Raw genomic sequence first — 10,197 nt, forward strand, 5'->3', positions numbered from 1 at the left:
AGCACCGACCAGCCCAGAACCCCGCCCCAAACGCAATCCGATCTTTGGTCGCCGACCAGGCGTGTCAAGGTACTCTTTCCCGCCTTGACACGCCTCCTCGGCGACCGAAACACAATCAGGCATCGGGGGCGGGGGTGGTCGGAAGGTGACCGTTCAAGCGCCGTGAGGCGCTCCTGCGTGACCACCCAGCTACCGTTGTGTTGGAGATCAAGGGCCGATTTCAGCGGCCTAGGTAGCCGCCCATCCTTGTGAAGTAGTCGGTGGCCGCAAGCTCTGTGCCGTCTTCGAGGCGGACCTGTTCGATGACCAGGCCGTGGTTCTTGCCGAACCTGGCGCCGGCGCCGGCGACGATCACCACTCCGTCGCCTTCGGAGATGAAGATCCGGCCGGGTGTGCCGCCGTAGCGTCCCTTCGAGACGGACGCCTTGGTGATCCGGATGGTCTGTCCCTTGTGGGTGGTGAAGGCGTTCGGGTACGGGTCGGACTGGGCGCGGACCAGGCGGTCGATGTCCTCGGCGGGCCAGGTCCAGTCGATGCGACTGTCCTCGATGGACCGCTTGTGGAAGAAGCTGGCCTGCGAGCGGTCCTGGGGAACCGGCTCGTAATCTCCCGATTCGAGCTTTGCCAGCGCTTCCGACACTACCGGTTCGATGAGGTCGACCGTGCGGTGGAACAGGTCCGTCACGGTGTCACGTGGACCGACCTCGACGGATCGTTGCAGGATGATGTCGCCCGCGTCCAGCTCGTCGTTCATCATGTGCGCGGTCACGCCCACCTCCTTCTCCCCGTTGATCAGCGCCCAGATCAACGGCGAGAAACCGGCGTAGGCGGGCAACAGCGAATCGTGCACGTTGAGGGTGCCCCGGGGCGGCAGGTTGAAGATCTCCGGCGGCAGCCAGGTGCGCCAGTTGTTCGCGACGATGATCTCCGGGTCCGCCTCCTTGAGCGCGGCCGTCACGTCGTCGTCGGGGCGGTTGCGTTCGATCACCGGAACACCGTTGTCCCTGGCGAGATCCGCGACCGAGTCGGACCAGATCTTTTCGTACGCGTGGTCGCTCTTCGGGTGCGTCACGACGAGCACCACCTCGTGACCGGCGTCCAGCAGTGCACGCAGCGTGCGGTGCCCCCACGTCTGGTAGCCGAACATCGCGACCCGCATCGGTCCTCCTCGTTCCGGGATCAACATCACGCCCGAATGTAGTAGTTAAGCCTCCCCTAACTTAGGTTAGGGTTGCCTCGGTTGTACATCTACGGATAGGACGGGCATGCCAGAACCGCAGGAAGTTCCGGTCTACGACCTGGTCGGGGTCGGCTTCGGCCCTTCGAATCTCGCACTGGCGATCGCCGTCACCGAGCACAACGCCGGCGGCGGGGAGGCGGTCACCGCGCACTTCCTCGAGCGTCAGCCGCGGTTCGGCTGGCACCGGGGGATGTTGCTGGACAACGCCACGATGCAGGTGTCGTTCCTCAAGGACCTCGTCACCATGCGCAACCCGGCCAGCGAGTTCAGCTTCCTGTCCTACCTGCACAGCCAGGGGCGCCTCGTCGATTTCATCAACCACAAGAACCTCTTCCCGCTGCGCATCGAGTTCCACGACTACCTGGAGTGGTCGGCGGCGAAGGTCGACCACCTCGTTTCCTACGACCGCGAGGTCGCCGGGATCACGCCGGTCCTGGGCGAGGAATCGCTGTTCGACGTGCGGACCAAAGACGGGCAGGTGCTGCGCGCCCGCAACGTCGTGTTCGGCACCGGCCTGCGGCCCAACCTCCCGGAGGGGGTCACGGTCAGTGACCGGATCTGGCACAACCACCAGCTGCTGCACCGGATCGACAAGGTGTCCGACCCCGAACGGTGCATCGTCGTCGGCGCCGGGCAGAGCGCCGCTGAGGTCACCGCTTTCCTGCACGACAAGTTCCCGCGCGCCGAGGTGTGCTCGGTGTTCGCCCGCTACGGCTACAGCCCGTCGGACGACAGCTCGTTCGCGAACCGGATCTTCGACCCGGAAGCGGTCGACGCGTTCTACACCGCGCCGGAAGACGTCAAGCGCCGCCTGATGGACTACCACGGCAACACGAACTACTCGGCCGTCGACCTCGACCTCATCGACGACCTGTACCGCCGCGTCTACCGCGAGAAGGTGCAGGGCGTGCAGCGGCTGCGGATCTTCAACGCGTGCCGCCCTATCGACGTCACCGAAACCGAATCCGGCGTCCGGATCGCGATCGAATCCCTGACCACCGGCGAGAAGACCGTGCTGGACGCGGACCTCGTCGTCTACTCCACCGGATACCGTCCGGCCGATCCGACGTCGCTGCTCGGCGAGCTGGCCGCGAAGTGCCGCCGCGACGAGCAGGGCCGCCTGCGGATCGAGCGCGACTACCGGCTCGTCACCCCGGACGTAAAGGCCGGGCTCTACCTGCAGGGCGGGACCGAGCACTCGCACGGCATCACCTCGTCCCTGCTCTCGAACACCGCGGTGCGGGTCGGTGAAATCCTGCGCTCGATCCTCGACCGCAGGGAACCGTCATTGGACTGGCCTGCCGAGTACGCGGTCAGTGGTGTGAAAGCCGAGGAGTGGGCGTGACCGAGTACGACGTCGAGGAAACCGGCTCGGTGGCTGAGCCACTGAGCCTTGTGACCAGACTGGCGCGCGCCGGGTTCGACAACTACGTCGTCTACGAACGCGACGGTGTGTGGACGTTCGCCGGCGGTGCGCTCGCGACGGTGTCGCTCGACGCCGAGCGAGTGCGCATCTCGTACGGCGACGAGGTGACCGATCGTGCGTGGACCGGGTCGCCGGGCGAGGCGATGCGGTCGGCGCTCGCGGAGCTGCCGGTGACGGGCTGGAACGCCTACGGTCGCGTGCACTTCTCGTTCGCCGGCCTGGTGCCGGGGCTCGGGCTGCGCGGCGCCGTGCCGCCGCCCGGTGAGGTGGTGCGCGTGATCGTGCCGCGCACCGAGGTGCGGCTGGACGGGCAGTCGGTCCGCATCCGCGGGGTGGACGCGGGCGAGCGGGCACGGGTGCGGGAGATCCTCGAAGCGTCCTTCGCGGCCGACTCGCCGCGCGCCGCCGAGGTGGACGTCCGCGCGGGCGGCGAGAGCTACCGCGAGCGGGTCGCCCAGGCGGTCAAGGAGATCCGGCAGGGGCAGTACCAGAAGGTGATCCTGTCGCGGGTCGTGCGGATCCCGTTCCCGGCGGACCTGGTCGCGACCTACGAACTGGGGCGGCGCGGCAACACTCCGGCCCGATCGTTCCTGCTGCGGCTGAACGGCGCCGAGGCTGCCGGGTTCAGCCCGGAGATCGTCGTCTCGGTCGACGGGAGCGGGCGGGTCACGACGCAGCCGCTGGCCGGGACGCGTGCGTTCGGGCGGGGCAGCGAGGCGGATGCCGCCGCGCGGGCCGAGCTCGAGTCGGACCCCAAGGAGGTGTTCGAACACGCCGTGTCGGTGCGGACCGCGCAGGAGGAGATGCGGCGGGTGTGCGTGCCGGAATCGGTGCGGGTCGGGGATTTCATGGGCATCAAGGAGCGGGGCAGCGTTCAGCACCTGGCTTCGCTGGTGAACGGGGACCTCGCGGCTGGCCGGTCGGCGTGGGACGCGCTGGAGGCGGTGTTCCCGGCGGTGACGGCTTCCGGGATCCCCAAGCGCGAGTCGCTCGACGCGATCTCCCGGATGGATGATCCGCGCGGGTTGTACAGCGGCTCGGTGATAGCGCTTTCCCAGGACGGTTCGCTGGACGCGGCGCTCGTGCTGCGGGCGGTCTACCAGGAGGGCGCGCAGGCGTGGCTGCGTGCGGGCGCGGGGATCGTCGCGGACTCGACGCCGGAGCGCGAGTTCGAGGAGACGTGCGAGAAGCTGGGCTCGGTGGCGCCGTTCGTGGTGCGTGCCTGAGCTGGTTCCCGACGGTCCCGGGCGTTGGTCGCCCGGGACCGTTTCGCGTTCAGCGGCGGCGCCAGAGGAGCCAGCCGAGGTAGGCGCCACCGAGCGCGGCGGTCGCCACGCCGACCGGGAGCGTCGACGCGCCGGCGACGCGCTGGGCGGCGAAGTCCGCGACCAGCACCAGCAACGCGCCCATCCACGCGGCCGGGAGGATGCCTGCGCCGGCGGCCCGGGTGAGCCGTTTCGCCAGCTGGGGCGCGGTGAGGGACACGAAGGCGATCGGGCCGGCGGCGGCGGTCGCGATGGCGCACGCGGCGGTGCCGACGATCAGCAGGTACACGCGGCTGCGCTCGACCCGCACGCCGAGCGCGGCCGCGGCGTCGTCGCCCATCTCGAGCATGTCGAGGCGGCTGGCGCCGGCGAGGAGCAGCGGGATCAACACGACCAGAGCGATCACCAGTGGCCAGAACTGGGACCAGCCGAGGTTGTTGAGGCTGCCGGTGAGCCACACCGTCGCCCGGGCGACGTCGGCGATCTGGGCGTTGACGATCAGGTAGAAGTTGATCGCCTGGAGGATCGCGCTGATGCCGATGCCGACCAGGACCAGCCTGGAGCCGCGGACGCCACGCTGCCAGGCGAGGAGGTACACGGCGATGGCGGTAACCAGCCCGCCGGCGAGCGCGCCGCCGGAGACGGCCAGGGTGCCGCCGCCGAAGAGCAGGATGATCAGCAGGCCGCCGGTGGTGGCGCCGTAGTTGAAGCCGATGATGTCCGGGCTGCCGAGGGGGTTGCGGGACAGGCTCTGGAACACGGCGCCGCTCATGCCGAGCGCGGCGCCGACGGCCAGCGCGATGAGCACGCGGGGCAGCCGGAGGTCGAGCACGGCGAAGTTCGTGATGCGGCTGCCGTTGCCGAGCAGGGTGCGGACGACGTCGAGCGGTGCGACGGAGATCGACCCGGTGCCCAAGGCGAGTACCCCGAAGCCGAGGATCGCGACTGCGAGCCCGACGCAGACGAGCACCGAGCGGCGTGCTGCGGTCCGGGGCGCCGCTCGGGTCTTGGTGAGGGTCCTGGTCATGAGCGGGCCGCCTTCGTGCGGCGCACCAGTGCGATGAACAGCGGCGCCCCGAGCAGGGCGGTCACCACCCCGACGTCGATCTCCTCCCTGGCGATCACCCGCCCCAGGACGTCGGCCAGCAACAGCAGCGCCGGGGCCAGCAGGGCGCAGTACGGCAGCACCCACCGCTGGTCCGGCCCGGTGATCGCGCGGACCATGTGCGGCACCGCGAGCCCGACGAACACCAGCGGCCCCACGGCGGCCGTCGCGGCGCCGGCCAGCAACGTGACCGCCAGGAGCGTCAGTCCGCGCGTCCGGCCCAGGTGGGCGCCCAGCGACTTGCCCGCCTCGTCGCCGAGGGCGAGCGCGTTCAGCGGGCGCGCCAGGAACAACGCGAGCACCACCCCGGCCACCAGGAACGGCAACACCCGCACCAGGGTGCCGCCGTCGGCGCGCTCCAGCGAACCCACCGTCCAGAACCGCATCTGGTCCAGCGTCTGGGTGTCCAGCAGGGTCATCACCTGGGTCAGGCCGGTCAGCGCGGCGGAGACGGCCGTCCCCGCCAGCGCGAGCCGCACCGGCGACGAGCCGCCGCGGCCGGCGATCACGTACAACACGAAACCCGCGATGGCCGCGCCGAGGAACGCGAACCACACGAACACTCGCAGATCGGTGACCCCGAGCACCCCGACCGACAATGCGGCCGCCGTCGCCGCGCCCGCGTTGATCCCCAGCAGGCCCGGGTCGGCGAGCGGGTTGCGGGTCAGCGCCTGCATCAGCGCCCCGGCCACGCCCAGCGACGCGCCGACCGCGATGCCGATCAGCGTCCGCGGCACGCGGATCGACCAGACCACATAGGACGAATCCGAGCCGTCACGGTGGAACAACGCGTCCACGACCGTCCCGAGTGGAATGGACCGCGCGCCGACGGCGATGCTCAGCAACGCGATGGCCACGAGGACCACGAGCGCGACGACCAGGCCGGCCGCCCGGGACGGCGCCGCCAAGCGCGGCGCAGGCGCTTGACCGGAGGTGGTCCGGGAGGCGGCTCGGGTGGATCCACCGGTGCTCACGGGTGTTCTCCAGGTACGGGGCGGGCAGTGTGCTGGGGGCTGCGGGTGCTCACGCGGCGGGGACCGGCGCCGCGGCAGCTGGTGCTTCTCCGGTGTGGGTGGACGTTGGCGGCGTGGCGGCGGGTGCTGGCCCGGTGTGCGCGGGTGTCGGCACCGCAATCGCCAGTGCTCATCCGGCGCCGGCCGCAGTCGGCACTGTCTCCGGCGCCGCGATCGCCAGCGCTCACCCCGCGATCCGCTTGGCGAGCGCGACCTTCGAAACCTTCCCGACCTTCGTCAGCGGGAAGCTGTCCAGCACCTCCAGCCGGTCGGGCAGCTTGTACGCCGCGACGCCGCGCTCCCGCAGGAACGCCGTCACCTCCCGCAGCGTCGGCGCCTCCCCGCGCACCACCAGGAACGCGCACGTCCGCTCGCCCATCACCTCGTCCGGCATCCCGACCACCGCGGCGTCGTGCACGGCCGGGTGCGCCAGCAGGTGGTTCTCCAGCTCCTCGGCCGGGATCTTCTCGCCACCCCGGTTGATCTGGTCCTTGATCCGCCCCTCGACGACCAGGTGCCCGGACGGCAGCGCCCGCACCACGTCCCCGCTGCGGTAGAACCCGTCGGGCGTGAACGAGCGCGCGTTGTGCTGCTTCGCCCGGTAGTAGCCCCGCAGCGTGTACGGCCCGCGGGTGAGCAGCTCGCCGCTTTCGCCGGGCGCCACCGGGTCGCCTTCCTCGTCGACCACGAGCACCTCGTCCGCCGGGCACAGCGGGCGGCCCTGCGTGGTGATCTTCAGCTCGTCCGGATCGTCCAGCCGGGTGAAGTTCAGCAGTCCCTCGGCCATCCCGAAGACCTGCTGGAGATCGCAGCCGAGCGTCGGGCGCACCCGGGATGCGGGCTCCGCGTTGAACTTCGCGCCACCCACTTGGAGCAATTGCAGGCTGGACAGGTCCTCGTCCATGAACTCGGTCGCGTCCATCCACAACAGCGCGACCGGCGGGACCACCGCGGCCACCGTGACCCGCTCCCGCTCGATGAGCTCGAACGCCGTGTCCGCACTGGGGTCCGGCGCCAGCACGACCATGCCACCGGCGGCCATCGCGCCGAGCAGCCCGGGCGAAGCCAGCGCGAAGTTGTGCGCCGCGGGCAATGCCACCAGGTACCGCGTGTCTGCCGAGAACCCGGACACCTCGGCGCTCGCCCGCGCGTTGTAGAGGTAGTCCTGGTGCGTCCGCGGGATCAGCTTGGGCGTACCGGTCGTCCCGCCGGAGAGCAGGAACAACGCCACGTCAGCGGGATCCGGCTCCGGCAACGGTACCGGCGGCGCGGTCGGCAGCGGCTGGAACTCCGCGTGCTCGCCGACGACGAACACCCGCCGCACCGACGGCACCGCCTTCTGCACCGTCCGCGCCAGCTCCCGGTAGTCGTACCCGGCGTCGTCAGTGTCCGCGACCACGTACGCGGCCGCGTCGCTCAGCTCGCACAGCGGCACGATCTCGCTCTCCCGGTGCGCGGGCAGCGCCAGCACCGGCAGCACCCCGGCGCGCAGGAAAGCGAAGAACAGAGCCACGAACTCGGGCACGTTCGGCAGCTGCACCACGACGCGCTCACCCGGCCGCAGCCCCGCCGACACCAGTCCGGCCGCCAGGCGCGAGGCCCACGCGTCGAGTTCGGCGTAGGTCCAGCGCGCGCCATCGGCGGCGACGAGCGCCACCCGCTCGCCGTGCGCCGCGGCGCCCTCGGTCAGCAGGACGTCGAGCGACTGTCCGGTCCAATAGCCTTCGGCGCGGTACTTCGCCGCCAGTCCCTCGGGCCAGGGCACACAGCCGTGCAACATCGTCAGCTCCCTCGATCGCGCGAACTTAGGTTAGGCTAGCCGACGTTACGAAGGGAAGGTGCTCGTGCGGCTCGGGGAAATGGTCATCGACGTCACGCCGCTACGGAGCGCATCCGCGTACCGGCTGGTCTTCGCCGCGCAGACACTCACCGTGCTGACGACGGCGCTGACCAACGTCGCCATCAACCTGCACGTCTACCAGGTGACCGGGTCGTCGGTCCAGGTCGGACTGGTCAGTCTGGTGTTCGGCATCGCGTTGCTGGGCGGGTTGCTCGCGGGCGGGGTGATGGCCGACCGGGTCGACCGGCGCCGCCTCATCCTCACCACGCGGTCGGTCGTCGCGGTCGTGCTCGGCGGGCTGGCGATCAACGCCGCGATCCCGCACCCGATGCTGTGGTTCGTCTACGTGGCCGCGATCCTCGCCGGCGCGATCAACGGTCTCGGTGGATCGGCGTTGATGGCGGCGATCCCGTCGCTGGTCAAACCGGAGCACCTGACCGCGGCCGGCGCTCTGATCACGGTCACCAGCCAGTTCGGCGCGATGGTCGGCCCGACGGTCGCCGGGGTGGTCGCGGCCGGGCCCGGCGTCGCCGCGTGCTTCGCGATCGACGCGCTCGGCTACGTCGCCGCGGTCCTGCTCATGCGGCGGCTGCCCGAGCTGCGGGCCGGCAAGCCGGACGAGGACCACCAGCACCCGTTCCACGCGATCGCCGAGGGTTTCCGCTTCCTGCGGCACAACGCGGTCGTGCGCGGACTGTTGCTGATCGACCTGTGGGCGATGCTCTTCGCGATGCCGTACGCGCTCTTCCCGCAGATGGGCACGGAGGTCTTCGGCGGCGGCCCGTCCGCGGTCGGCCTGCTCTACACCGCACCCGCGGTCGGCGCGTTCGTCGGCGCGCTGGTCAGCGGCTGGGCCGGCCGGATCCGGCACAGCGGCCGCGCGCTGATCGGCTCGGTCCTGTTGTGGGGCTTGGGTGTCACGGCGTTCGGCCTGTCCGGCGAGCTGTGGCTGGGATTGCTGTTCCTGGCGATCGCGGGCATCGGCGACACGACGTCGGAGATCCTGCGGCGGGCGCTGTTGCAGCACCACACGCCTGACCACCTGCAGGGCCGGGTCAGCAGCCTGTGGCTCGCGCAGGCCACCACGGGCCCGGCCGTTGGCAACGCCGAGGCCGGCTTGGCCGCGCGGTTGCTCGGCCCGGCGGGCGGGATCGTGGCCGGCGGGATCGTGTGCGTGCTCGGCGTCTGCCTGGTCGCGGTGACCATGCCCGGACTGCGCCGGGCCAGCCTTCAAGGAGAACCATGCCACTCGCCGACGTCAACGGCATAAAGATCAACTACGATGACCTCGGCTCGGGCGATCCGGTGGTGCTGGTGATGGGCACCGCGGCGAACGGCCGGGTGTGGCACCTGCACCAGGTGCCCGCGCTCGTCGACGCCGGCTACCGCGCGATCACCTTCGACAACCGCGGGATTTCGCCTGCCGAGCCGGGTTTCGCGATCGACGACCTGGTCGCCGACACCGCGGGCCTGATCGAGCACCTCGGCCTCGGCCCGTGCCGCCTGGTCGGTACGTCGATGGGCGCGCAGGTGGTCACCGAGCTGATGCTCGCGCGCCCCGAGTTGGTCAGCCAGGCCGTGCTGATGGCCACCCGCGGCCGCCCGGACGCGATGCGCGCGGCGATGGGCGCGGCGGAGAAGGAGTTGCGGGACAGCGAGATCGCGCTGCCCGCGAAGTACGAGGCCGTCACGCGCGCAGTGCAGAATCTCTCACCCCGCACGCTGAACGACGACGCGGCGGTCGCGGACTGGCTCGACATCTTCGAGATGTCGCCGACCCTGTGGACGCCCGGCCTGCGCGCGCAGCTCGACCTCGACATCACCGAGAGCCGCCTGGACGCCTACCGCGCGATCGACGTCCCCTGCCTGGTCATCGGGTTCGCCGACGACCTCCGCCTGCCCGCGTACCTCGCGCGCGAGGTCGCCGACGCGATCCCGTCCGCGCGGTACCTGGAAATCGCGGACGCCGGGCACTACGGATATCTGGAGCGTCCGGACGTGGTCAACGACGCTCTTGTCACCTTTTTCGCCGCTGGACACTCTTAGTATCGCCTTACTAAGGTAAGCCTCAGTTGACCTGACGGCACTGGAGGCTTGTGGTGACGAACCCCTTCGACGACGACAACGGGCGCTTCTACGCGCTGGTCAACGACGAGGGCCAGTACTCGCTGTGGCCCACCTTCGCGGAGGTGCCCGCGGGCTGGCGGATCGTCTTCGGGGAGGACAGCCGCCAGGCGTGCCTGGACCACATCGAGGCCAACTGGACCGACATGCGACCGCGCAGCCTGGTCGAGAGCGAGTCCTGAGG

General features: G+C 70.5%; 9 protein-coding genes. 5 read left to right on the forward strand and 4 right to left on the reverse strand.

Going from position 1 to position 10,197, the window contains the following annotated elements:
* Nucleotides 1–220: 220 nt before the first annotated feature.
* On the reverse strand, nucleotides 221–1,159 hold the full coding sequence (locus AMETH_RS02940) for a methionyl-tRNA formyltransferase (RefSeq protein WP_017986548.1): 939 nt from the start codon (nucleotides 1,157–1,159) through the stop codon (nucleotides 221–223).
* Nucleotides 1,160–1,265: 106 nt separating this feature from the next.
* Here AMETH_RS02940 and AMETH_RS02945 point away from each other — a divergent pair, with 106 nt between their 5' ends.
* Together AMETH_RS02945 and AMETH_RS02950 are read left to right on the forward strand one after the other, a co-directional pair.
* Nucleotides 1,266–2,585 carry a lysine N(6)-hydroxylase/L-ornithine N(5)-oxygenase family protein gene (locus AMETH_RS02945; protein ID WP_017986549.1) on the forward strand — a complete coding sequence of 440 codons (1,320 nt, stop codon included), beginning with the start codon at nucleotides 1,266–1,268 and terminating at the stop codon, nucleotides 2,583–2,585.
* Nucleotides 2,582–3,892 (forward strand): salicylate synthase, encoded by a 1,311-nt coding sequence (locus AMETH_RS02950; protein ID WP_026153750.1) that lies wholly within the window; start codon nucleotides 2,582–2,584, stop codon nucleotides 3,890–3,892. Before AMETH_RS02945 ends, AMETH_RS02950 begins: the two co-directional genes overlap by 4 nt.
* Nucleotides 3,893–3,941: 49 nt before the next feature.
* On the opposite strand, the gene AMETH_RS02955 is transcribed toward AMETH_RS02950, so the two are convergent.
* The 3 genes from AMETH_RS02955 to AMETH_RS02965 form a co-directional block, all read right to left on the reverse strand.
* Nucleotides 3,942–4,958, reverse strand: a complete 1,017-nt coding sequence (locus AMETH_RS02955; protein ID WP_017986551.1) for a FecCD family ABC transporter permease — start codon at nucleotides 4,956–4,958, stop codon at nucleotides 3,942–3,944.
* Nucleotides 4,955–6,010, reverse strand: a complete 1,056-nt coding sequence (locus AMETH_RS02960; protein ID WP_026153751.1) for a FecCD family ABC transporter permease — start codon at nucleotides 6,008–6,010, stop codon at nucleotides 4,955–4,957. The genes AMETH_RS02955 and AMETH_RS02960 overlap by 4 nt, the downstream gene beginning before the upstream one ends.
* A 223-nt stretch (nucleotides 6,011–6,233) precedes the next feature.
* Nucleotides 6,234–7,829 carry a (2,3-dihydroxybenzoyl)adenylate synthase gene (locus AMETH_RS02965; protein WP_017986553.1) on the reverse strand — a complete coding sequence of 532 codons (1,596 nt, stop codon included), beginning with the start codon at nucleotides 7,827–7,829 and terminating at the stop codon, nucleotides 6,234–6,236.
* A 64-nt stretch (nucleotides 7,830–7,893) separates the two neighbouring features.
* Between AMETH_RS02965 and entS the strand changes: the two genes are divergently transcribed.
* From entS to AMETH_RS02980, 3 genes are read left to right on the forward strand one after another with little or no spacing between them, the layout of a single operon-like run.
* Complete coding sequence (gene entS / locus AMETH_RS02970) at nucleotides 7,894–9,159, forward strand: enterobactin transporter EntS (RefSeq protein WP_223843044.1); 1,266 nt, start codon at nucleotides 7,894–7,896, stop codon at nucleotides 9,157–9,159.
* Nucleotides 9,132–9,935, forward strand: a complete 804-nt coding sequence (locus AMETH_RS02975; protein ID WP_017986555.1) for an alpha/beta fold hydrolase — start codon at nucleotides 9,132–9,134, stop codon at nucleotides 9,933–9,935. The genes entS and AMETH_RS02975 overlap by 28 nt, the downstream gene beginning before the upstream one ends.
* A gap of 53 nt (nucleotides 9,936–9,988) precedes the next feature.
* Nucleotides 9,989–10,195: an MbtH family protein gene (locus tag AMETH_RS02980; protein WP_191245338.1), complete on the forward strand. Its 207-nt coding sequence runs from the start codon at nucleotides 9,989–9,991 to the stop codon at nucleotides 10,193–10,195.
* Nucleotides 10,196–10,197: the final 2 nt, after the last annotated feature.

This window comes from Amycolatopsis methanolica 239 (genome assembly GCF_000739085.1).
GTDB classification, from domain to species: Bacteria; Actinomycetota; Actinomycetes; order Mycobacteriales; family Pseudonocardiaceae; genus Amycolatopsis_E; species Amycolatopsis_E methanolica.

Excerpts from the sequence above, each read along its gene's own strand:
- AMETH_RS02940 (WP_017986548.1), bottom strand. The coding sequence starts at position 1,159 with ATGCGGGTCGCGATGTTCGGCTACCAGACGTGGGGGCACCGCACGCTG.
- AMETH_RS02945 (WP_017986549.1), top strand. The coding sequence starts at position 1,266 with ATGCCAGAACCGCAGGAAGTTCCGGTCTACGACCTGGTCGGGGTCGGC.
- AMETH_RS02955 (WP_017986551.1), bottom strand. The coding sequence starts at position 4,958 with ATGACCAGGACCCTCACCAAGACCCGAGCGGCGCCCCGGACCGCAGCA.
- AMETH_RS02965 (WP_017986553.1), bottom strand. The coding sequence starts at position 7,829 with ATGTTGCACGGCTGTGTGCCCTGGCCCGAGGGACTGGCGGCGAAGTAC.
- AMETH_RS02975 (WP_017986555.1), top strand. The coding sequence starts at position 9,132 with ATGCCACTCGCCGACGTCAACGGCATAAAGATCAACTACGATGACCTC.